Source organism: Thermogladius sp. 4427co, assembly GCF_051933805.1.
Classification (GTDB): Archaea; Thermoproteota; Thermoprotei_A; order Sulfolobales; family Desulfurococcaceae; genus Thermogladius.
Window position 1 is genome coordinate 707564 of record NZ_CP196893.1, and the last position, 22186, is coordinate 729749.

The 22186-nt window shown below is 48.2% G+C and carries 28 protein-coding genes and 3 tRNA genes; 18 read left to right on the plus strand and 13 right to left on the minus strand.

Annotation, left to right across the window (positions count from 1 at the left end):
- Positions 1-174 precede the first annotated feature (174 nt).
- The 8 genes from ACSU1N_RS03990 to ACSU1N_RS04025 are packed head-to-tail and all read left to right on the plus strand — an operon-like array spanning position 175 to position 5609.
- Positions 175-864: a hypothetical protein gene (locus tag ACSU1N_RS03990; RefSeq protein ID WP_440058963.1), complete on the plus strand. Its 690-nt coding sequence runs from the start codon at positions 175-177 to the stop codon at positions 862-864.
- 47 nt (positions 865-911) lie between these two features.
- Positions 912-1655: a hypothetical protein gene (locus tag ACSU1N_RS03995; protein WP_440058964.1), complete on the plus strand. Its 744-nt coding sequence runs from the start codon at positions 912-914 to the stop codon at positions 1653-1655.
- On the plus strand, positions 1633-2046 hold the full coding sequence (locus ACSU1N_RS04000) for a winged helix-turn-helix domain-containing protein (protein ID WP_440058965.1): 414 nt from the start codon (positions 1633-1635) through the stop codon (positions 2044-2046). The genes ACSU1N_RS03995 and ACSU1N_RS04000 overlap by 23 nt, the downstream gene beginning before the upstream one ends.
- 1 nt (position 2047) lies before the next feature.
- The gene (locus ACSU1N_RS04005; protein WP_440058966.1) at positions 2048-3358 is read left to right on the plus strand and encodes a glycosyltransferase; all 1311 of its coding nucleotides are present in this window, start codon (positions 2048-2050) and stop codon (positions 3356-3358) included.
- Positions 3336-3866, plus strand: a complete 531-nt coding sequence (locus ACSU1N_RS04010) for a hypothetical protein (RefSeq protein ID WP_440058967.1) — start codon at positions 3336-3338, stop codon at positions 3864-3866. Before ACSU1N_RS04005 ends, ACSU1N_RS04010 begins: the two co-directional genes overlap by 23 nt.
- On the plus strand, positions 3853-4260 hold the full coding sequence (locus tag ACSU1N_RS04015; protein WP_440058968.1) for a hypothetical protein: 408 nt from the start codon (positions 3853-3855) through the stop codon (positions 4258-4260). The genes ACSU1N_RS04010 and ACSU1N_RS04015 overlap by 14 nt, the downstream gene beginning before the upstream one ends.
- Positions 4261-4292: 32 nt before the next feature.
- Entirely contained in the window at positions 4293-5165 is an 873-nt protein-coding gene (locus ACSU1N_RS04020) for a hypothetical protein (protein WP_440058969.1), read from the plus strand.
- A gap of 15 nt (positions 5166-5180) precedes the next feature.
- Complete coding sequence (locus ACSU1N_RS04025) at positions 5181-5609, plus strand: hypothetical protein (RefSeq protein ID WP_440058970.1); 429 nt, start codon at positions 5181-5183, stop codon at positions 5607-5609.
- Positions 5610-5835: 226 nt separating this feature from the next.
- On the opposite strand, the gene ACSU1N_RS04030 is transcribed toward ACSU1N_RS04025, so the two are convergent.
- Complete coding sequence (locus ACSU1N_RS04030; protein WP_440058971.1) at positions 5836-6285, minus strand: hypothetical protein; 450 nt, start codon at positions 6283-6285, stop codon at positions 5836-5838.
- A 29-nt stretch (positions 6286-6314) separates the two neighbouring features.
- A complete protein-coding gene (locus ACSU1N_RS04035) occupies positions 6315-6818 on the minus strand; it encodes a hypothetical protein (protein ID WP_440058972.1) in 504 nt (167 codons plus the stop codon).
- A 511-nt stretch (positions 6819-7329) separates the two neighbouring features.
- On the opposite strand from ACSU1N_RS04035, the gene ACSU1N_RS04040 reads away from it, so the two are divergent.
- Positions 7330-8178, plus strand: a complete 849-nt coding sequence (locus ACSU1N_RS04040; protein ID WP_440058973.1) for a hypothetical protein — start codon at positions 7330-7332, stop codon at positions 8176-8178.
- 242 nt (positions 8179-8420) lie between these two features.
- On the opposite strand, the gene tsaA is transcribed toward ACSU1N_RS04040, so the two are convergent.
- The gene (tsaA, locus tag ACSU1N_RS04045; protein ID WP_440058974.1) at positions 8421-8930 is read right to left on the minus strand and encodes a tRNA (N6-threonylcarbamoyladenosine(37)-N6)-methyltransferase TrmO; all 510 of its coding nucleotides are present in this window, start codon (positions 8928-8930) and stop codon (positions 8421-8423) included.
- Between the two features lie 170 nt (positions 8931-9100).
- Between tsaA and ACSU1N_RS04050 the strand changes: the two genes are divergently transcribed.
- From ACSU1N_RS04050 to ACSU1N_RS04070, 5 genes are all read left to right on the plus strand, one after another.
- Positions 9101-9253, plus strand: coding sequence for a hypothetical protein (locus ACSU1N_RS04050; RefSeq protein WP_440058975.1), 153 nt, complete (start codon positions 9101-9103; stop codon positions 9251-9253).
- 947 nt (positions 9254-10200) lie between these two features.
- On the plus strand, positions 10201-10650 hold the full coding sequence (locus tag ACSU1N_RS04055) for a ferredoxin domain-containing protein (RefSeq protein ID WP_440060277.1): 450 nt from the start codon (positions 10201-10203) through the stop codon (positions 10648-10650).
- 61 nt (positions 10651-10711) lie between these two features.
- Positions 10712-12238 (plus strand): SLC13 family permease, encoded by a 1527-nt coding sequence (locus ACSU1N_RS04060; RefSeq protein ID WP_440058976.1) that lies wholly within the window; start codon positions 10712-10714, stop codon positions 12236-12238.
- 10 nt (positions 12239-12248) lie between these two features.
- Positions 12249-12461, plus strand: coding sequence for a MoaD/ThiS family protein (locus ACSU1N_RS04065; RefSeq protein ID WP_440058977.1), 213 nt, complete (start codon positions 12249-12251; stop codon positions 12459-12461).
- Between the two features lie 2 nt (positions 12462-12463).
- Complete coding sequence (locus ACSU1N_RS04070; protein ID WP_440058978.1) at positions 12464-12727, plus strand: MoaD/ThiS family protein; 264 nt, start codon at positions 12464-12466, stop codon at positions 12725-12727.
- Positions 12728-12734: 7 nt separating this feature from the next.
- Here ACSU1N_RS04070 and ACSU1N_RS04075 read toward each other — a convergent pair whose 3' ends face one another.
- Genes ACSU1N_RS04075 through tes form a run of 5 tightly spaced genes read right to left on the minus strand, consistent with a single transcriptional unit; the run spans position 12735 to position 16805 of the window.
- Positions 12735-13457 carry a HesA/MoeB/ThiF family protein gene (locus ACSU1N_RS04075; RefSeq protein ID WP_440058979.1) on the minus strand — a complete coding sequence of 241 codons (723 nt, stop codon included), beginning with the start codon at positions 13455-13457 and terminating at the stop codon, positions 12735-12737.
- A 6-nt stretch (positions 13458-13463) separates the two neighbouring features.
- Positions 13464-13658, minus strand: a complete 195-nt coding sequence (locus tag ACSU1N_RS04080) for a MoaD/ThiS family protein (RefSeq protein WP_440058980.1) — start codon at positions 13656-13658, stop codon at positions 13464-13466.
- On the minus strand, positions 13645-14448 hold the full coding sequence (locus tag ACSU1N_RS04085; protein WP_440060278.1) for a GTPase: 804 nt from the start codon (positions 14446-14448) through the stop codon (positions 13645-13647). The genes ACSU1N_RS04080 and ACSU1N_RS04085 overlap by 14 nt, the downstream gene beginning before the upstream one ends.
- A 19-nt stretch (positions 14449-14467) precedes the next feature.
- Positions 14468-15055 carry an adenylate kinase family protein gene (locus tag ACSU1N_RS04090; RefSeq protein ID WP_440058981.1) on the minus strand — a complete coding sequence of 196 codons (588 nt, stop codon included), beginning with the start codon at positions 15053-15055 and terminating at the stop codon, positions 14468-14470.
- A 58-nt stretch (positions 15056-15113) separates the two neighbouring features.
- Entirely contained in the window at positions 15114-16805 is a 1692-nt protein-coding gene (gene tes, locus ACSU1N_RS04095; protein ID WP_440058982.1) for a tetraether lipid synthase Tes, read from the minus strand.
- Positions 16806-16969: 164 nt separating this feature from the next.
- Between tes and ACSU1N_RS04100 the strand changes: the two genes are divergently transcribed.
- Positions 16970-17043, plus strand: a tRNA-Lys gene (locus tag ACSU1N_RS04100).
- Positions 17044-17128: 85 nt separating this feature from the next.
- Positions 17129-17201 (plus strand) — tRNA-Gln (locus ACSU1N_RS04105).
- Between the two features lie 47 nt (positions 17202-17248).
- Here ACSU1N_RS04105 and ACSU1N_RS04110 read toward each other — a convergent pair.
- Both ACSU1N_RS04110 and ACSU1N_RS04115 read right to left on the minus strand, forming a co-directional pair.
- Positions 17249-17827 carry an endonuclease dU gene (locus ACSU1N_RS04110; RefSeq protein WP_440058983.1) on the minus strand — a complete coding sequence of 193 codons (579 nt, stop codon included), beginning with the start codon at positions 17825-17827 and terminating at the stop codon, positions 17249-17251.
- Complete coding sequence (locus ACSU1N_RS04115) at positions 17824-19011, minus strand: Cdc6/Cdc18 family protein (RefSeq protein WP_440060279.1); 1188 nt, start codon at positions 19009-19011, stop codon at positions 17824-17826. Before ACSU1N_RS04115 ends, ACSU1N_RS04110 begins: the two co-directional genes overlap by 4 nt.
- A 163-nt stretch (positions 19012-19174) precedes the next feature.
- Here ACSU1N_RS04115 and ACSU1N_RS04120 point away from each other — a divergent pair.
- Positions 19175-19248 (plus strand) — tRNA-Ala (locus ACSU1N_RS04120).
- A gap of 100 nt (positions 19249-19348) precedes the next feature.
- On the opposite strand, the gene ACSU1N_RS04125 is transcribed toward ACSU1N_RS04120, so the two are convergent.
- From ACSU1N_RS04125 to ACSU1N_RS04135, 3 genes are all read right to left on the minus strand, one after another.
- Positions 19349-20014, minus strand: a complete 666-nt coding sequence (locus ACSU1N_RS04125; protein ID WP_440058984.1) for an energy-coupling factor ABC transporter ATP-binding protein — start codon at positions 20012-20014, stop codon at positions 19349-19351.
- The gene (locus ACSU1N_RS04130) at positions 20005-20652 is read right to left on the minus strand and encodes an ABC transporter permease (protein WP_440058985.1); all 648 of its coding nucleotides are present in this window, start codon (positions 20650-20652) and stop codon (positions 20005-20007) included. The genes ACSU1N_RS04125 and ACSU1N_RS04130 overlap by 10 nt, the downstream gene beginning before the upstream one ends.
- 89 nt (positions 20653-20741) lie before the next feature.
- Complete coding sequence (locus tag ACSU1N_RS04135) at positions 20742-21647, minus strand: substrate-binding domain-containing protein (protein ID WP_440058986.1); 906 nt, start codon at positions 21645-21647, stop codon at positions 20742-20744.
- 251 nt (positions 21648-21898) lie between these two features.
- On the opposite strand from ACSU1N_RS04135, the gene ACSU1N_RS04140 reads away from it, so the two are divergent.
- Positions 21899-22168 carry a DNA-directed RNA polymerase subunit H gene (locus ACSU1N_RS04140; protein WP_440058987.1) on the plus strand — a complete coding sequence of 90 codons (270 nt, stop codon included), beginning with the start codon at positions 21899-21901 and terminating at the stop codon, positions 22166-22168.
- The last annotated feature ends 18 nt before the right edge of the window (positions 22169-22186 follow it).

The window sequence follows — 22186 nt, forward strand, 5'->3', positions numbered from 1 at the left end:
TTGCCTGGCTTAATGACCGGCCGGCATAGTGTAACTAGACGGGTGCTTTGCCGTAGTATTGTGCTCTAATATTCTTTCTAATGACTAGGAGATTGCCTTTATACAAATAGGCTATAAAGTTTATAAGTTTTTGTATTATCCTATTAGTAAATTCAAAGACGTGGGTGCTTACCTATGAGAATGGAACCGCTATTTTTACCTGTATTAGCTATCCTGGTTGTAGCGAGTAGTATGCTATCGTATGCTGACGGATACGGTAGTGTATTACTCAATGCTAGTAGGCCGGCGGTTTTCTATGGTACTATAGAGTTTAAATCCCTTACTAGTGGGACGATATCTCTACAAGACGGCTCTATAAGAGTGCCTGCCGGCACTACTATTAGGATCGTTGTCAACGATGTAGACGGGTACTTTAAACTCTGGATCGGTAGCGATGGATGGGTTGACGCTAGCGATATTTATGTCACTGGATTATATTTGAACGGGACTCTAACGGCCCAGAACACTGTTATAAAGGTTAAGAACATCCAGGCCGACCTAGCCACATTATATTCGACGCTAGCAGTAGAAGTCTCACCGCAGACAAGCGGCTGGACCCAGCTGATATATAATGGTCAGACCATCATACCCGGGGTTGAGAGCAGCGACCATATCGTGGTAAAAGGTCTCGCCGCGGACACTAGCAAGGCTCTGAATATAGACGGGTCGGGGAGCAGAATATATGTTGAAGGCCTTTGCCAAGCAGTGTATGTTAATGGGTCTGAAGTCCCCAAGGTCGGCTCGGTTTTTATTGCTACGCCAATAATACTACTCGCCCTAGCATACCCGGTCTACAGGCTGTTTAAATCCCGTAAAAATTTTTAACAGTTTTCTCTCTACTCTCAGCACTCACTGCATTCTCCCTAGGTGCAGTGATCCCACTAGCCTACTCCTCTCAAACACCTAGGATAATCTACGTCTCGACAGACCCGTATGACTACAGGTTTATAACAGACCTCGTTAGAACATACCCCGACTTAAACGGTACTATCATAGGCTTGGACGAGGTAGGATCCTACCTGAGCGAGGGGGATATCATAGTATTAACTGACCCGAATTGGGTAGACCCGTCTACAGGCTGGAACGCGTCTGAACAACTCTACGGCTTCGTATTAAGGGGCGGTGTAGTTGTTGCAACACTGAACGGTCTAGTACTACTCCACATCGCGCTCGAAACCAGGGGGCTATCCCGTATTAGCGACTGCCCAACCGCTCTAGCAGCCAGTATCCCAGGAGACTACCCGGGGTACGAGCTAGGCAAGTATAAAGCTGTCTGCGTTGAATCCCTTTTTACAATACGGGACGTTTTCCCAGAGACGGTTTTGAACATAGGTAGAGGATATATCGTGGCTACTGGTTTAAACCTCGTATGGGCTTACGTCGATACTTCGAACAGGAAGTACCTTGACGCGATGCGGGATTTGATCCTGGAATCACTCCAGTATTCTAATAGAGGAGGCGGGAGCCAAGCGCTAGCCGGGGCTGCCGCTGTAGTTGCTGTAGTAGGCTCTGCGGCATCAACCCAGTTGAAGAATGCCCGGGGCAGGAGTATTGCTAGGAAGCCTATGCCACTACCCCCTCTCTGGATGAGGCTTGAGGAGGGGGGAGCTGTTTAACAACCCCTATAGGAGGAAGATCATAGAGTACCTCGCTGCTAAAGGGGCTGCTAGAGTAAGCGACTTGATTAGAGAGCTAGGTCTCTCCAAAGCCAATGCCAGCTGGCATCTAGACGTGTTATCTAGACATGGCATAGTAGGGGTTTTAAAAGTCGGGAAAGCATCATACGCCTTTATGAATAATGAGAAAGGTTTTACAGCCCTGCTCGAGCTATTAGCTAGTAGTGTGAGAGGCTTCTGCCAGATAGTTGGCAGAGGTTCCAGTAGTCTTAGCGAGAGGGATTTAATGGGGTTGCTGGATACAAGCTATGATTCGGCGAAAAAACTTGCCGGAATCATAGCATCCTACCATGCCATTATCCCTGAGATATGTAGGAGAGTGCTAGCATAGGATGACCCTAGCCTATAGCCAGCTAGAGAATGCTGAATGGACCGGGTTTCTAATCGGCTTATCCGTGGATACTGTAATCATATTATTCGCAATAGCGAACATAGTCCTCACAATCTACGCTCTATGGTATGTATCGAGTCTAGCAGCATACATGGAGAGCAATGAGCTCCGTAAATGCTATGGTACTAAGAGAACAGGTTCTAGCAGTAGGCTTAAGCTGGGTATTGTAATCCCCTTCTACAACGACTACGAGGTATTATCTTCTATAGAGAGGCTTTTGAAAACTGTCTCCGAGGACGATGTAGTCGTCCTAGTAGACGACTCTACTGACAAGGCCTTGGTCGAGGAGGTAGACAGGTTGGTCTCGGAGAGGAAGAACTTTATCCATTTGAAGAGGGGTTCGCGCAGAGGTCTTAAAGCAGGGGCTTTAAACGATGCTATTAGATTACTAGAAGGGTACGGGGTGGACTATGTCCTTGTACTAGACGCGGATTTCGAGATCCCTTCTCCCGGAATGCTAGAGAGGTATAGGGAGTGCCTTGAAACCTACCGACCGGATTTGCTCCAGGGCTATCAGAGGCATGTTAAAGGCTCGGATTCGCTACTAGGCCTACTGTACAGGGCCTCCCAGGCGGGGGCAGTGATATTTTTATACGGAAGGCAGGTTATGAGAATGTTCCCGTTCTTCACAGGCTCGTGCGGCGTGATTAGGTACGGGCTGTTGAAAGAAGTGGGGTTTAAAGAAGGGAGTTTATCCGAGGACCTCCGCTGGACTATCGATTTATACCATCGGGTCGGGGAACCGAGGATACTTGTCTCCGACCTTCTATACGCTGACGGCAGCGTGCCTAGGTCGTACAAGGCTTTGTTCAGGCAGCAGATCAGATGGTCTTCAGGGACGCTGGTAGAGTTTAAGGAGACACTCCTCGAGACTATACTGAGCAAGCAGATTAGCACCTGGGATAAGCTAGGCTTCATACTACAAGGGCTCTTCTACACGCAGGGATTGTGGATCCTGGTTGCAAGCCTCGCACCCTTCATACTCTACCTGGCTACAGGCATCGAGCTATCGATGCTATTCCCTCTAGGAGTATACACATGGCTGATCGGGATGGAGACACTGCTGGTAGCAGGTGGTTTGAGAGAAGGCTATAGCGGGGGGCATCTCGCAGTCCTTGTTGCAGCCTCTCTAGCATACGTATACCTTATGGCGTTGATACATACTATTGGGACTTTCAAAGGCTTACTAGGGAGGGCCTCCTGGATTGTAACGAGTAAGAGGGGTAGGTATGAGCACTTATACAGCGAGTAGCAGGTGGTCTAGGCCGCTATTATTCCCAAGGTTCGTCCTAGCCCTGGTCACGGCTATTGCGGCAACGTATTTTATCGTTATATTCTACTATAGGCTGCTCGTAGAATTTGAGATAAGCCTCCTCGACACTCTGCTAAGACTCTCGGGCGTGAATGTTCTCCAGAGCTACTGGAATGCCCTGATAGTCTACGGGGGATACAATGTTGTCACACTAGTCTTAACCCCCGATTGTATCGGTGTGTACTCCGTAGTAGTCTTCACGCTATTCGTACTAGCTACCCCGAGAGTCCCCAGGCTGGATAGGTTGAAAGAGGTCCTGGTAGGAGGCCTGGCACTATTTCTGTTCAACATTGCGAGGATATGGGCTTCCGGATTCCTAGGGGCTAGGTACGGGCTAGTAGTATTCCGGCTATTCCACGATTATATGCTAGGCGGTTTAATGCTAGTAGCTGTAGCAATGCTGTGGGTTGAATGGTTAGAGAGGTGTTTCAGGATTGCCAGGGTCTAGGAAGAGTTTTAGACGGCTGCCTACTGTATTAAGCATCCTAGCACCAATCCTCCTAGTAGTCTACGCTTCGATTATAGCAGTGAACATCCTGTCGGGAGAGGGGTTGCCGAGCTATGCCAACGGGGTCTTCAACAGCGCTACAATAGCGTACTATATAGCCTGGGCTAAGGAGGTAGACGCGTACGGGTGGTTTACACCGGCTTGGTGCGGGGGGTTCGACCTCTTCAGATTCTACCCTCCCATAGGGCTCGGCCTGATATATGTTTTAGGTAGGATCCTCCAGAGCTTTGAATACGGTGCTTACATAGCCTACTATATTGCTCTAGCCCTTTTCGCATATGCAGCCTACCGTTACGCGAGGGTTTTCACAGGCCCGGCTGGAGAGCCCTGCTAGCCTCGCTCGGGGCTTTCACTACAGCAGGCTATGTGAGTACTATAGCTTTCTACTGGGAGTACACTAGGGTTTTAGGCGAATCCCTCGCACTACTGGCTTCAAGCCTCTTGGTCGAGACGCTTGAATCAGGCGATCTAGGCGAGGCTTTGAAAACAGGGGTTGTAGCAGGTCTCACGATACTAACGCATCTAATAGCCTCGCTAGAGCTATTCCTATTCGCATCGATTGCTCTAGCCTACTACTTCGCGAAATACATTAAGCTAGGTATCGAGCCAGACGCTTTCAGGTATGTTTCGAAACTAGCGCTTCTAGCGGGCGTGCTCGCTATAGCTGTAGCAGGCTGGTGGCTAGTGCCGGCGGTAGCCCCTTTCGGCCTAGCGCACTACCTCCTGGTCGAGACGCCTGTCTCGGTAGTCTCCCAGGTCTACTCATACAGCCTCTCGGTGAACCCGCCTCACTGGGCCCCAGCCGTCCAGCTCCCCTACCTCCTAGCGGGGGTAAGCGGGTTTATCTACACAGCGTATAGGAAGAGGCTCGGCATACTCCACTACTATACGCTAGCGCTCCTAGCGTTAACGTTCCTATACGGCCAGGGCCCTAGGCTTATACCCACCCTGGGGTTCAACCTCCTAGTCCTAGCGTTCTCGTCTACGAATTTTCTGAGGGGTGTGACGAAGTATATTGTTTTAACAGCTCTAGCAGCCCTCGTCTTATACTACGTTGCTTTATACACGCCGGAGTACTGGCGGGGTTTGAGTGTGGATTACACGTATGTCGGGAGCGATGATTACAAGATCGCACTATACCTGGAGAAGGTTGGCGTCGAGGGGAGGGTGTACGCTATGTACGGGGATGAATACCATGGCAACCAGTGGCTCAACGTATTCGCGCCACGGGTTAAATAATGCCTCAGCGGGTTCATGGAAGGATGCTTGCTAAGAGAGTACTTCGACCTGGACTACACGGTTAAAAACACTCTCGACACTAGTACAGCGCTGAGACTAATCGGGGAGACCGGGACCGAGTACATAGTAGTCGACAAGAAGTGGTTTGAGACCCGGAGGCCCAACCTAGTAGAAGCCCTCTTAGACAAAGGAGTCCTACAGCCCGTTGAAGAAGTTAACAGATTCCTCTCTAAAGCAGTCGTATTCAAAGTAGTCGGAGACACCGTCCAGTACACAAGCCCCAAGGCGGAGTTGGAAGGAGACTCTTTCCTCACCCCATCCCGTATACTAGGGCTGGCTACTAGCATAGCCGGGCTAGCCTACTCTGCTAGAATAGCCCGCAGCCTTAGAAGGATACCGCCAGCGGGGTCTGAGAAGGAGCAGGCTTCCCAGCGTGAGAGTTGAGGAAAGCTGTCTTACAGCGTTCTCGTATATTCTAACAATCTCAATACTTAGCTCGCGCGGGACCCCGTTCTCTTCGAGGGTTTTCCGTAAACGCCTTGTGTTCGATACTCTCCAGTAATATAGCTTCACCTTTAATAATAGTAGGGATATGAGCAAGCCTGCCCCGACTAAGAGAGCTATAGCTAGAAGCCTTAGTATTGTAAGCGCAAACCCTGCTCTCACATACTCACGCTCTGCAATCCTCTAGAACATACCTAGGCCTTTTCGCAGACCCTCTGTTCACGGCTAGTCCAGACGCCTCTAGCAGCCTGAGCTTCTCTCTCACAATCCTCCTCGAAGCCCTGCCTCTCAATTCCTTAACTCCTCTATAGATCTCCGTTATAGACCTAGGCTTGCAATCGGATAAAACATATATTACAGCCTCGGTTACTTTATCCGCCCTGCCAATTCTCGCTAGAACCCTCCAGGCTCTCGCTAAAGCATATAGAGCTAGGCTAGCCGGGAGCTTTACTAGCCCTACTAGGATAGCAGGCTCTCCCTCTTCTCCCCTAAGCAACCCTAGGTTGTAGAGTATGTTCTCTACCCGTTCAAGCCTGCGGATCAATAAGTCTAGTCTTAGAATGAGTTGTTCAAGTAAAAAATAGATATCTTCTCCGCCACTCTCTTCTCCACCCATAGCCTTGGACCTTCTCCTGTTAGAGTATACTACTTCTCTTTCTCCTCTTCTTTCTTCACCATAGAGGGAGGCTTACCGAATCCTGCTAGAACCCTGCTTAGAACATCCCCTATATTCGCCAGGCTAAGGGCTTTGCCTACATACTCTCTTACAATACTTTCAACTAATTGGTCTGGCATCCCGGACTCTTTCAGGCTCCTGTATAGCGTTGAGACATTCTCCCCAAGCCTCTTGCCGTCGAGGGCTTCCATAAGCTTGTCTATGAGAGGGGTGATAAGCTCTCTAGCAGTACTCCCTAATGTTTTGATCAGATTGCCTACCTCCCTAAGCTCTTCAACCTCTAGCCTAGCCTTCGACTCCTCCAGCTCTCCAGCAATATCCTTCAAGTCGCCTATAATCCTAATAGCCTCCTCGACCTTTTCCCTCGGGATAGAGCCTCCCGCACTAGCTTCTTTAACCAGGGCCTCTAATCTACCGAGCATATTCTTCAACTCCCCGGCTAAATCCCTCTCCCCGCCGGACACATCAGCCATCTACACCACCATGCATGCATATTGCGGTGCCCACGTATTTTACTATTCTACAATACAGTGTGACCGGTTTCCATCGGCCTATTTGGCCACCGGGCTCCAAATACCGAGTACTAATCTGGCAGGTGGCCAAGCAATCCCTTACGCTGGGAATAGTAGGGCTCAAGCCCTGTAATAGCGTTTGCGGAATCGGTAGCAGAGTCTTTCACATAATATCTACATGAGCCCAGAATTAGCCCAATAGCTAAACGCCCTAGTGCGGGAGCAGTGCAAACCGGTCTGAAACACCTCTGCCTATACTACCACTCCGACACCTGCATTGTTTTCAATTATTTCACCTCAGGGGTCACCCGATCCTCTGGAGGATAGTATGGGAGAGGCAGGCACACCTTCTGGTAGAGAGGATTGATTCCGACGTTTTAAAAAAAGCCTCAGGAGGGTTAGATGCCTTATTTATCTTTAGATGGAAAGGTTTAAATTTTTGACTAAATAAAAGAATACACCGGGTTGCGGGATGGGTAGAGCCATCCCCATTCTAGTCATCTCTGTTATACTAGTATCGCTAGCACTAGTTCTCTTAAGCACACCTGTAGCGAGAGCCCAGGGATGCGACCTGAATTGGTGGAAGAGTAACTATCAGAATTATAAGGTAGCTGTAGCGAACACTACTACTGGGGGAGGCGCCGGGGCTAAGCTGAACGCTCTCTACGTTTACTGGGATTCTACATGCCTGTACCTAGCCCTAGACACTAATAACACAGCTAGCTGGGACGTAGCCTACGGTTTCAAAATAGATGTTGTGCCAGGAGGCTATAACAACACGGCGCCGGTATCAAACAGGGATTCATGGGGCAGGTATATAACCTACGACTCCAACAAGTATGGTATCGACTACGAGATCTACTTTTACTGGAGTGGAGCTAGTGGGATTACATCGGCGAACCTGGACTCCTGGATGAACAAAACATCGTACACTAATTATTATGAGAACTGGTATTACGATAATATAAATGTGAGGGGAACATACTACGACTACTCCGGCGATACGACAATAGGCTTGCAAGTCCTCTGGGTAGCCCTGCCGTGGAGTATGTTCAGGCTATTCGACAACGGGAGCCAGGTCGGTTGGCTGACCCCGCCGAAATTCTTCTACATTCACGCTGTCCTAACGGGTAGTGGCAGTGATAGTAACGCGGTAGACTCTATACCATACGACCCGCAGGTAGTATACCAGTGGGTGGGTATTACACAGACATTCTACAACCTCCTACCGATCCCAGAGCACTGGGCCGTGGGCTTAGCCACCTCTCTTATTGTGCTAGCAGTATTTTACACTATGTTCTACAGGAGGAGTAAACGATAGTTTTTTCCTCACCCTGCTAAGCCTCTTCTTTTGGCAGTTATAGAGCAGCTCTATAGTCGGCGTATCCTTTGCGAAACAGGCTGGCGGGATACTAGAGGACACGGCGCCGGTGTGTGGGCCTGGTAATCGCTCCGGCCTAGGCCGGGCCCCGAAAAATTTATGGGTTTGTACAAAAATATTCTAGCAGGTGGGGCCAGGTGGCGTACCACCCTACTGGAACCAGGCGGTTCTAGCCCGGTTTCTCACGGGGATATCCTCGGGCCTTTTCCAAGCTTCTCCCTTATCCTCCTCTCGAGCTCTTCAGCCCACCAGGGTAGTTTAATATCTTCTACAAGCCTACCCCTATCGTAGGGTTTGATATCGAGTACTGGTGTCCCATCGAATAAGTCGAGGTTCTCTACGTACACCCTATTCCCTTCGATTCTGTTCACTTTGAGTATTGAGATAGCTATCGGGTTAGGCCTGTGGGGGCTGTCTGTAGCGAAAACCCCTACCTCCGGTAGGTCGTCTATAGGTATCCCGAACCTCTTAAGCCTCCTATGCCTCACTCTTAGAACCCTCCTCTCGGCTTCCCCAACCTTGTGGAGGACGGATACTACTATGATATGGGAGAAACCCTCTAGGTTGAGTAGTCCTTCAGCATATTCTGGGACTACCTCAATGTACCCCGGGACCCCTCCCGGCGACTCCTTAACCTGCTCGTCACTGAAACCATGCCTTACAAACCCGATGGGTTTGAAACAATACTCCATCCGGAGCCACCTTTAGAAAACCGGATCCCTGCCTATCCTAATATCCATAGCGGGAGGAGGAGCTGGAACCAGCTTGCCTGGTTTTACTAGGTCGGCTAAAGGAGTGTAGTACCCTAAACAGGTATCCAGGAGGAAATCTATAAGGGAGAATCCTGCCAGTCTCGAATATATTGCAGGGGGTAGAGGGTCTCCTATCTTCTAGATTAGTGTACAGGCCTTCTAGTCAGGCTAGTAGAGCATGCCATAAGGTAATACAGGCTACACCCAACCTTCATACCGGTCCCGGGGCTAAACCTATATTCTTCGGGCACGTATCTCCATGATCAAGCTTCTACCGTAATACGCATGTCAGTAATATACGTAGTCAGGTAACTGTTATAACGAAAAGCGTTTTAGAAACACCTGGTTAAACCAGTAGAGTTTAAACATTGGGTCTTAACAGCGAGCATGATCTACATGGGTAATACTTTTGAAACCCGATCTAGGACCAGCCCCAACCCGGCAACCTATATCATACCAGGCGCCCCGCTATTGATCCCCCTCTTAGCAGATTACCCTTATCCCCTTGGGACACTGTTAGATAACGATGTTGCAACCCCATACTCTCTATGACAGTTGCATTTAGGTAATAGCAATGTCTCGTAGCGTGTAAACCAGTAGTTGTCTGATAACGGTATTACCCATGGTCATGGATCATGGGGGAGAAGCCCCAGGGGATATAGGTTTAGCAGGGCCTCCTGTATAATAGGGCTTGTCTAAGAGTATTACTTATAAACCGTCATCAATGCTCACATGGCTAATAGACTGGTTTAAAAGATTACAGGTGTTGTAAAGAGAGGCTATAAATCATGCTTTATCTCCTTGGAGGCGTCATATCTTAATGTCTAGGATTCGCCCTGTTGCACACGATATTTTTGCCGCTTATGATCGTTTCCCATGGATGGATCATTATCTCCCCGCGAGTTCTAGTTTCCTATTCCTCGACGCGTGGATCGTCTGGTTAACTACCCTCTGGTCAAGTTAATCGGGGATTAACTTCCCCTACTCGATCAAAAGATCCTTAACCGATCCAAAATAAACATGCATATCTCACACAACAAATATTCTAATAAAGCACAGTGTAGGCTTTAAAAATTAGGGGGCTCGTTGTTTGCTTTGCTTAACCTAACATAATAGAATTAAACTCCCACCAGCACAGGCTTGCCTGGGGTGCGATGTGATAGATGAGAAAACCCTTGTTGGAGACGGCGTGATTGAAGCTGCCAGGCTAATGGCTGTATCAGCCAAGACTGCTCCTAAAGCGAAGGGGATCGATAATATTGTCGTAGCCCTGCTAACGGAGAGAAGCGAGCTAGAGAAGCTTGCGGACAAGATGGAAGAGCTAGCCCCAGTATACGGGGAGTTTTTCAAGAGGGATGCCGAGTCTGTTAGAGCGAGCAAGGCGGTTTTCCTAATCGGGTGTAAAATAGTTAGGTTAGGGCTAGCGCAGCCTAAGAGATGGGGTTTAGACGCTGATGTCGTAAACTGTATAATAAACCTGGGTATTGCGATAGGCTCGGCTGTTAAAACAGCGCAGATCCTGAATGTAGACAACAGGGTTATGTTCTCGGTAGGAGTGGCTGCGCAAGAGCTCGGTATCTTAGACGCCGATATAGTGTACGGCATACCCCTCTCTGCCACGGGGAAGAACATCTACTTCGACCGTAAGTACTCACGCTAATCCCCTCCCGTATACCAGGTTATGTTTTTTAACCTATCCTAGTGATCTGGCCAATAATTAGGTGGTCCCAACGGATAACGCGTCGAAAGCCGTATTAGTCTCAGCTGTAATAATGATGCTGTCTTTTGCCGCGATGGCCCTTATAAAAATCCCTTACGAAGGGGTTGGTAAGAGTATTATAGACAGCTGGTGTAGTGTCAGAGCCGGCTGCTCCGATGCCGCTACTATAAACTCGTGGAGGTCTATAGTAGAGCAGGGCGCTAGCCTAGGCTTCTTTCTCACAGTGATAGCTTTAACCGTGATCTCAATGGACTACAGGTATTACGCATCCCTTCTAGGCGTTTCAGCGCTGGTATTCCTAGGCGTTATCTCCCCCCAGCTCATCATAGGAGGTGTCGAATGGGACCTAATACTATTCCTCATAGGCACGATGGCCCTAGCGTATATACTGAGAAGCTTCAGGGTATTCGAGTACCTCGCTATCAAGGTACTAGAAGCTAGTAGGGGTAGGCCTGTGATACTAGTAGCATTACTCAGCCTATTATCATGGTTCCTCTCGCTAGCAGTCGGGGAGGTGGCTAGTATAACGTACGTAGCCATGCTAATATTCGACATATACAGGCTGACGAACGTAGATATTAAGCCTCTGATAATACTCTCCGTGCTAGCGACTAACACGGGTAGCGTCGCGCTACCAGTTGGAAACCCTATTGGAATATACCTCGCGTTCACAGCTAACCTAAGTGTCTCAGCGTTCATATTGAGAGCACTCCCGCTCTCACTACTGAACCTAGCCGTATTAATCGTGTTATTCCCGCTCCTAGCTAGGAATTACCTGTCGGAATTCGAAGGCAGGCTCAGCCAGGACAAGATTTCAAAGCTGGCGGCAGCATTCTATACATCGCTCTCGGGCAGAGAATATCACAGGGTGAGAGGGGGCCTGGTATTACTATTAGTCTTCCTGGTTCTCGTCGGGGTGAACGATCAGCTGGCGGGACTAGTAAGCAAGCTAGGGGGTATACAAGTAGGCTCACATGCCCTGCTGGCTTTCACCCCCTACCTGATCATAGTTGTATCCGGAACCCTGTTCGGGGCTTCTAAAATGGGTGAGGCATTGGAAAAAGGCGTTGAATGGCCTTCGATAATATTCTTCATAGCATTATTCATGCTAGGCTATTCGCTCCTATGGTCTGGTACAGCATCTAAACTCGCCTACCTTACTGTTCTAACCAGCTCCTGGTCGGGCTACGTATCCTTCCCTCTCCTATACAGTATCCTACTAATCCTCTCAGCAGCGCTCAGTAGTGTGCTAGATAATCTCTCGGTAATAGTCGCATTAACCCCGGTTGCTCAAACCATTGTCTCTATAGGAGGAGCAACCGCAGCCTACTGGGCCCTACTCTACGGCGGCGTTTTCGGGGGCAATTACACTCCTATCGGTAGCTCGGCTAACATAGTCGCAGTGGGTCTAGCCGAGAAAAACAGGATTAGAATTGGTTGGGGTGAGTGGTTGAAGATAGCGCTTGTAGCAACCTCTGTCGAAATACTGGTCGCAATAGCCTGGACTCTAACAGTAGCAGTATCCTAGGATTGTTCCTATGCCGATCAGAGTACTATTATTACCTAGGAGGAGACTGTTAGAGATAAACTCGGAGTCGATCAGCCTAAGGGAGCTTAGAGAGATATTGCGTAAGGAGGGGGTTGAAGGCGAGGTAATAGTATTAGTCAACGATAGGATCGCAGAGAACCAAGACATTGCTATTAAACCCGGAGACAATATAGTTATTATCGAGGAGTCTCCCGGTGGGTGAACATGAGGGTTAAAGTCGTTTTCACCGGGAGAGCTAGTGAGATAGCCGGTGTCTTCACACTAGATGTTGATCTACCAGACGGCTCGACATTAGACGACCTTGTTAAAAGCCTCTCCGAGAAACTCAACCCTAAACTATACAGGAGGTTCTCCCAGGGCCATTATGTTTTCGTAACATTCGTGAACGAGAAGCCTGTGATAGACCCTGGTTTCAAGCTTAGAGACGGTGACAGGGTCACCTTTATGACTCCTGAAATGGGGGGCTAGCTGGTTTTCAGCATTTACTAATTAATTGGGGATCAGGCTTAAACTCTATTATTTCGAAAGAAGGATGTAGACCATTGTATATAAGCAGTTTGTTAGCTAGAACATTGCCTATGCCTAGTATCAACTTAGCTACTTCAAAGGCTTGAATAAGTCCTATCGTGCCCGGTGTTGTACTAAATACCTGGAGAGGGGCCTGGACATCCTGCTTAGGGGTGGATGGAAAGATACTCCTAAGGCAAGGAGTTTTCCCAGGTATTATAACAGTCACCTGTCCATAATACTCTCTGACACCGCCGTGGACGAGAGGCTTACCCCTAGACCAGGCTACTTTATCAAGTATAAACCTAGCCTGCCAGTTATCCAAGGCGTCAACGTAAACGTCTACATCATATTTGCTGAGAAGTCCCTCCGAGATCTCCGAGTAAACAGGCTCTATATCGATAAAAGGGTTCAGCCTCCTAAGCCTATCGGCTGCGGCATAGGGCTTGGGCTTACCAATGTCGTCGACACTATACAACACCTGCCTCTGGAGATTACTTAATTCGACAACCTCTCTATCCACTAGTATAAGCTTCCCAACCCCCATTGCTGATAGGTAGAGTGATACAGCAGACCCGAGTCCTCCCAGCCCTGCGACAAGCACCCTTGCCTTCTTTAATTTCAACTGGCCTTCGACCCCGATTAGATTGAGATGCCTACTGTAGAAGTCTAGCTCCCGGCTGCTAAGCAAGGTCTGTCATCCTCCGGATTTCACGATATAAATTAAAACTTCATCACCATCGCTTAAAGCATCTTCCTCTGTCAGAATAATCCCATTTCTAAGAACCACGGCTTCACTACTAGCAATACCCAGCTTGCTCAGTAGTTCCCTAACGGTGCCAACCCCCTCTACTACCCTCTCCCCCTCCCCGACTATCCTAGCCTTGACCACTGCTCTCAACCCTCTTAATCTTCCTTGGATCTACGTAGTAGGGTATTATGCCATCGTGGAAATCCCTTATAACTTTACGCGCGGCTTCCTCGATAAGCGGCTCTCTAGTCTTCTTATAGAACCAGCCGTGTTTAATAGCTATCTGTTCTAGTATCTCCTCGGGGTTGCTGGAGTCGATCCCGTAAGCGATCTTGAGAGAGTCAGGGTTGTTTTCAAGAACCCGTTTGATAACCATAGACGCTACCCCGACCGGGTCGTCTATTAACTCGATAGGCGTCCCCCTGATAATTCTCTCGAACAAATCCCCTTCTACAGGTATGACCCCTGGAGTATCGATCATTAGGATATCCCTGTCTACTCTCACATACTGCACTCCCCTCGTATACCCCGGTGAGCCAGGGTAGGGGCTTGTAGGTGCTGAATGCCTTCCTTTTAAAGCATTGATTACAGATGATTTACCTGTCTTCGGGAAACCTACTACGGCAACTGTCGCTGGTAGGATTGGGGCAGATCTCTTAATCTCCCGCCTCAGTATTAGAGTACCCTGGTGTCTCCTAACCGATACATAGACCGCTCTATACCCCTTCCCGGCAAAATACTCTTTCCAAGCCTCTGCTATTTCCCTGGGTACTAAATCCGACTTGTTCAATACGAGAACAAGAGTTTTACCGCTTCTCTCGACTATTGATTCAACCCTCCTACTGAATGTTGAAAGCGGGTCTCTAATATCGAGGACGTGGAGAACCACGTCTGCCGAGTCTATAACCCTCCTAACCTCCCCCCAGTTCATTAGCCTGAAGAAATTAGGATTATGCTTCAAGATCGAGCACCCTCTCAAGGCTATCTATGAATTCTGGCTCGACCCTAGCCAGCCAGTCGATAGGGTTCTCGGTATGTAAGCCTTCGGAGATCGCTCTCAAAACTTCTTCGGTAACCTCCCCCAGCTCCCTATTGGTCGTGTCAACCTCGTAGATTTTCTCTCTACTAAACTTCGAGTAGACATTGGCAGCGACCACGGAGAGTAGTTCAGCCATAGCGTTCTCGGCAATCTTCCTCTCCCCCCACCCTCTAGCCTTCAGCCTCTCAACCAATACCCTGGGGTCTAGCCTCAGGACTACTACCTTGTCTACAATATCGTCGTCTAGTATCTCAGGGTAGTGTGTTGAAATCACTACCGTTTGCCTCATGCTAGTACAGACTTCTCGAACCCTCGAGGTAACCCTTTTCTCGTCTATCACGTAACTCATTGTCTGCTCGTCGAAGAAGGAGTAAAGGTTCTCTCTAACCACGAGCTCGCTTAAATCTATGTAGATGCCGCCTAGCCTATCGGCGAGTAGCCTGGATAAAGTAGACTTCCCTGTTCCAGGGGTGCCGGATACTACTATGCACTTAGCCATAATCCTATCCGTTAGGTTGGATCACTTAAGGCGTTATTAAAAATAGGGATTGTTTAAACTACTTTCTCACCAGTTCGAGAATACCTTCGTACGTCTTCTTGTACAACTCCGTGGATTCAAGCTTACGCCTGTCTCTAACATACTTTCTCGTAACTATTCCCTCGGGGAGCTTATACTTCCTACTGTACTCGACTAGGCTGATACTATTCTCTTTATGTATCTTCTCCCTGTATATATCCTCGAAGATATTGAACGCGCAGAACGGTATAAGCCTACCGTCGGGGACAGCGTAGTGGATATTACACCTCTGAACCCTCTGGATATCGTAGTTGTAGAGATCCATGAAGTGCATCTGGCCTAGGAATAGTAGCTTGTAGTGTATTTCCCCGAGAGCCTCATAACTCCTTTTAACGATAACATTGAATAATAGCTTGTAGAGGTCGAATCCCTCGGGCGCCTTCTCCTGGTGGATGAATTTCCTAATGTTATACAATAGCTTCATACCCGTTAGAATCCTGCTAGAGCCTTCAACGAGATCCTCCCACTTCTCTCTCAAATACTCGAGCAGCCCTTCTACATCTACGAACTGGGTGATCGGCACTAGCCTTATCTGGCCATTCTTCTTCTCAACATATACGTAGGTGCCTAGACCGCAGGCCGGGTGGTTGCTCATTTCGAATTTAAACTCCCCGCTGAAGCCTTCTATAAACCTTGAGAAGATCGCGCTGACATTTATCGGGAACCAGGCTTCGCGCGGGATCTCACCGTCTGTCTGCTCCTCGATGAGTTTAACGATATCGCCTATTGTAACACGGTATTTATCCCTCTCATGTCTCTTCATCAACCCTGTTATACTCACAGGCTGGAAGTTAACAGACCTCACTATATCCATGTGTTTAGCCGCGAATCTGATCATAGCCCCAAGCTCGTGGGTGTTAACCTTGTTTATCACAGTAGGCACTAGAACGACACTAGTCATCCCCGCTCTCCTAAATACTTCGAATATGTAGGGTATCTCCCAGTGGTTTTTCCAATTGGTAACAGGCGTTACACCGTCGAAACTCAGGTAGACGGTGTTTACACCACTCCTCCTAAGCTCTAAAGCATACTCTACTGCTTTAACAGGGTCCTCCCAGTAGAGTTCGGAGAATCTAATCCCGTTGGTATTAAGCTGTATATGCCTAACCCCCTCGCTCTTCAACATCTTTACTATGTCTACGAGGTCTTCTCTCAGCGTAGGCTCCCCGCCCGTGAGCTGGACTGCGACTGTCACACCCTGTTTCTTAATAGCTCTAACCATATCCCTGATCTGCTCTATACTAGGCTCGTAGACGTATCCCGATGCTTCTGCGAAGAAGAAGCAGTACCAGCAGCTTAAGTTACACCTATTGGTTAACACGATATTAACTAGCGCCGAGTGCTGCTTGTGCATGGGGCATAGGCCGCAGTTGAACGGGCAAGGGCCTTTGAGAGGAGTGTAGATATGCCTAGCCCCCCTCCCGTCCTCCTCCCACTTCATTATCCTCTTGAATACGGTTGCGTCGCCGTAGTAGACCTCCTCTATCTCCCCGTGCTCTGGGCAAACCCTCCTGATATAAACCTTCCCCTCTCTCTCAACAATTACAGCAGGTAAAACCCTATAGCAGTAGGGGCAAACGCTCATAGTAGTAGATACGAGCTCCTCCCCAGCCCTGACCCTGGGTATTACATAAGAGATCTCTCCAACGTGTTTCGCGATCGGTTGGGTCAACAAACCCACCTTAATTCTTTCCTCTCTATCCCAGGAGAGGATAAAAAAGATTAGCCGCCGTAAATTTCTAATTATATAGTCTAGAATCGGTTAATACAAAATAGGCTTTCAGGCGTTGGTATTGGTAAGGTTTATAACAGGAATTTGGTTAGGTAATGAATCGAGGGCCCGTAGCTCAGCTTGGTAGAGCGGCGGGCTTTTAACCCGTAGGTCCCGGGTTCAAATCCCGGCGGGCCCGCATTTAAATAATCCACCCGAACCCTTACATAGCAAGCGTTTCTTGAATGCTTTTAACCCTCTTTTAATAAAATGTTTAATCTTGAAGCCGGGTCGTCTAGCGGCCAAGGATGCGGGGCTCTGGCCCCCGTGACCGGGGTTCGAATCCCCGCCCGGCTACTCCGGCAACCCTGTTTCTAGCCTGCCTGGTTTTAGCCGCTGTTCTTCTACAATCCTGTAGACCACATTCTATGGTAGAACATTCTTGTAAGAGCCGATGCAATGAAATGGGCTATTCTCAGAGGCTCTGGAATAGGGCTGTATATCATCGCCTTCCTCAAATATTCTACTGCGGCAGGGTACTCTATCCCAACCGGGAGAATCCTTATAGTCCTCCATTTTGTTTCAAGAGGCTTCATTGAACTATAGGTTCTCATGAAGAGTCCTAGTCTTTCCTCCCCGTTTCTAAAATGTTTCCTCAGGGCTCTCTCTACTCTATCGACCCGGATCTCGCCGTATTGGACGACTATCACAGGGCTCCCCGTCAGTTTATTGACTAGCCAGGGGTCTACTATGTCGAAGCCGGAGTACGTGATACCGTCAAGCAGTATAACCCCCTTGCCTAGCTTCTTTGACAGCTCTACAATAGCGTTAGTACTCTGGTTGGCGTCTACAGGGACAGGCTTCGCCCCTATAGCAACTGGTTTAAAAACTTCGGAAGTCTTGACCCCGGCTATTACAGTATATCCTCTCCCAGCCTTGTACTCCACGGGGAAGTAGCCGTCGTCGAATGCTATAAAGTTCATTTCAAATCCTTTAAGAGCTCTTCAATAGTTTTAGCTAGCTCGGGTTTAACCTTTATAATCTTCGTTACCCCATACCTCCCCCTGCTCGTAACGGTAGCGTTTATTAACCCGAGCATGTCCAACTGGTTTATGATCTCACTAACCCTCCTCTGGGTTAGTGGTTCGAAGCCTAGGTTTTTAACGAGCTCGCTGTACTTCAAATACACTTCCCCGGTTGTAGCAGTCCCTTTACTCCTCGTTATCTCCACGATAGCTCTGAGAACAGCCTTCTGGTGGAAGGGTAGGGTTATAATACTCTGGTGGACTCTGCCCTCTTCGAGCTCTATATTAGCTTTCTTAACATGCTCTATTGTCACCCTAGGCGATTTCTCGCGCTCAGCTATCTCGCCGGCAACCCTGAGCAGGTCTAATGCCCTCCTAGCATCCCCGTGTTCCCGGGCTGCGAGTGCTGCGCAGAACGATATAACACCGTCTTCTATAACGCCCGGGTAGAATGCTTTCTCAGCCCTCTGTTTCAGTATATCGAATAACTGCTCGGCATTATACGGTGGGAAAACTATTTCCACCTCCCCTAGGCTAGACCTAACCCTGGGGTCTAGGCTTTCTACGAAATTAATATCATTCGTGATACCGATCAAAGCTACTCTAGAGTTCTTGAGCTCTTCATTTATCCTCACCAGCTTATAAAGCAGGTCATCGCCCTCTCTCCTAACATAGTAGTCGATTTCGTCTAGTATAACGATATGGGTTCCGCCCCAGTTATCCAGGGCGTTAATATACCTCCTGTACACCTCGCTAATAGCCAGCCCTGTCGGTGGAACCCTCAACCCGATACTCGAAGCTATTGCGGAGACTACTCTATAGGTAGTATCTAGCTTTCTAGTATTGACGTAACCCTCTTCTATCTTAGCACCGATCGAATTGGCTTTCTCGATAAGCCTCTTAACAACGTATCTTGCTACAGCTGTTTTACCCGTACCGGTTAGACCGTAGAGTAGGACATTACTCGGCCTCTCACCCTTCAACGCTACTACTAGTATTTCAGCCAGCCTTCTAATCTCGTTCTCCCTGTGGGGGAGGTCGTCTGGAATATACTCGGGATGGAGTATCTCCCTGTTCCTAAAAATCCTGGTCGAGGTTGTTTTCAGCCCTTCTACGAGTTCGTCTATTATATCTTTTGACATCCAGATACCCGACTCCTTTTTCAACTGCATATACTCGTGAAACATATTTAATCTAAGGGGCTTGGTCTTCCACAACCTTTTCATAGGCTGTGGCAAACTATATGTGTAGAATAACTAGGGCTAATGCTTTTAAGACGCCTATATTTATAATCTATTAGTCGGTGGGCCGGTAGCTCAGCCTGGAAGAGCGCTCGGTTGGCATCCGAGAGGTCCCGGGTTCAAATCCCGGCCGGTCCATCTCTCTTCCTAGACACATCTAGTTCCAGGGGCGTTGTAAGAAAGGCGGGTTCAGCTAGTTTCCTTAGGCAGGTGAGCAACAATAGCTGGTCAATAGTCTTCAACCTCTCTTAATACGCGATATGATCTCCCCGCCTACTATCTCAATAGATTCTACCGCGATATTTAGTAACTCCCTGTACATATAATGTGTTGCTATGATAACAATACTCTTCTTTTCTTCAACCATCTTCTTAATATCGTCTATTAAGAGGAGTGTACGGGTTGGATCTAGGTATGTGAAAGGCTCGTCGAGTGCTAGAACCCTTGGCTCGAGTACGAGAGCTCTCACGATTGAAACCGCCTTAGCCTGGCCGGCACTAAGCCTAGCCGCATTCCTACCCCTGATTTCTCGGAGCCCGTATCGCTCTATATAGTACTCTACAATATCGTCGGAAACTCTACCCCTGTATCTTAACCCGAGCATAATATTGTCTTCCACCGTACCTCTTACTAGGATAGGTTTATCGTGGACATAGGAGAACGATTTTCTCACAAGCTCTCTAGACTCCCTGTCTAGACCCCAGAAATCCCGGCCGTCTACTAGAACCATTCCTCTAGAGGGCCTGATTATAAGTGATAGTATTTTGAGAAGCGTCGTCTTACCAGCGCCGTTAGGCCCTATAACCAGGTATATCCCCGGTCTCTCAAAGGCGATGCTAACATCTCTTAATACGTAGTTAACTCCATCATAAGCATGCCATATCTTCTCCAAGGCTATTTCCATACCAGGTACTCGCCTACTATTTTAACGACTACCGTGATTATAATAGTAATAGTAATCAATACCAAGCCTATCCAGATAGCGTACTCGTAGTTACCTATGGATGTTTGGATAGCTATAGCCGTGGTTAAAACATTTGTATAACCTTCTATACCGCCTCCAGCGATTAGCGCTACGCCTAACTCGCCTATAGCCCTGGAGAAGGACACTAGGTAGGAGGATACTAGCAACGGGGCTAACTCCCTCAAGAGGAGCCTAGGCAGGTGTTTCTCCGGGATCCCAAGCGATAGCACGAGCTCTCTAATGCTCTCCCTCATGCTCTGGAAGTGTCTAAACATGTTTGTGAAAGCTACAGGTACGGCTACTAGAGACTCCCCTATTATTATTGCGGTAGGCGTATAGAGTAATCTCAGAGGTCCCAGAGGGCCCCCGGGGAATAGTAGCATGTATACTACGAGCCCTACCACGGTTGTAGGAACTCCTACAAGTGCTTCGAATAAAGAGAGGACGAGCTCGGAAACTCTCCTAGTGCTCTGCGAGACAATAAAGCTCATGGCTATAGCCAATCCGAAAGCTATGAGTGATGCTATCGAAGAAATATACAGGCTCCTCAGAGTTATCGATGCAAGGGATTCAACCATACAGCGTTCCCCCGATAACAGCGGTTTTAATGCTTCTAGAGACTAAATCTCTTAGTTCAGAGATACGTCTTCTAAATACCTTTAGGATCCTAGCCTAGCTTGGTTAAAGCCTCCCAAGCCTCCTCTATCCAGGTTTCATTACCTTTCACCGGGTTTACAAGTCCTTTGTACTTGGCTGATAAGAGATCCTGGCCCCTGTCCATCAGGTAGTCTCTGAATTTATACGCTATATACCACGTGTAGGGGTTGTCGCAGGAGCCAGCTTTCGATAGGTACATCGAGTAAACGTTTACTAGGTATAGGGGGTCTTCCTTTAGTACCACTAAGTTCTTTACCCTGCCCTGGTTCACGAGGTTCAGGTAGGTACCTCTATCGGTTAGTGTATACGCGTTCAGATCATCGGCCATTATAAGTGTCTGAGCCATTCCCTGACCGCTCTTCAGATACCATGCCCTACCCTCTGGGTTAAGCTTTGTCAAATTCCATATCTGGAGCTCTCTAACGTTAGTACCGGACATATCGCCCCTGCTGACGAACTTCGCTAACCCCACCTCCCCGGCGTTGTATATCCTCTTGAAAGCTTCTATCACATTAGGCGCACTACTGATATTCGCTGGGTCGTTAGAAGGGCCTACTACAATGAAATCGTTGTATGCGAATGTAGCCAGCCTCTCAATCCTCCCCTGGTTCAAATATTGTAATTCAAGTGATGGAGCGTGCACAAAGCCCAGGCATGCCGAACCATCTGCTAGCAGTCTCAATGCTTCACCCGATCCTTTCGCTAGTACATTGAATCTAACGTTTAAACCGGTAAACCTATTGAAGTCGTCGAATAAGTCGTTTAGCACTCCGATCTGGTATAGTGATGTCGTCGTCGCTACTGTTACAGAGTATTGTTGATACATTACTACAGCCCGGCTACTACCTATAAAATACCCTGCTAAACCAGCCGCTATTATCATGAGTGCAGTGGCTAAGTAAAGCATTTTTCCCATGGCTATTACCAAATGAACTTAAATTAAACGTGACAATAAAAATTATGGCTGTAGCCGTAGCCGTTAACCTACCCTTAAAGTACTCCGGGCAAGCCACCACACGGTCTAAATAGCCTACTACCGATCTGGAGCAGAAGGTATGGTCGCTTGTGTTCATCGGGCCTATAGACGATAGATTTAATAGTTGTTTAATTATTTTGGATTTAAGGCGTGCCAGCTTAGTGTATATTTGTTTACCACGGTGCCTAGATATGAGCAAGGAGAAGAATATTAATATCCTAGAACATTTTCTCGTCCCTAAACACGAAGTACTAACCCCTGAAGAGGCTGTAGAGGTTCTTAAAAAACTCGGAGTAAGCCCGAAGAGCCTCCCCTGGATTACAGTAGACGACCCTGTTGTTAAAGCGATTGGAGCTAAGCCTGGCGATATAATTAGAATAATCAGGAAAAGCCCTACAGCAGGTACTTCGATAGCCTACAGATATGTTGTAGTTGATGTAACGAAGAAAGAAGGGGGTTAGGGGTCTTGACGTATAAGC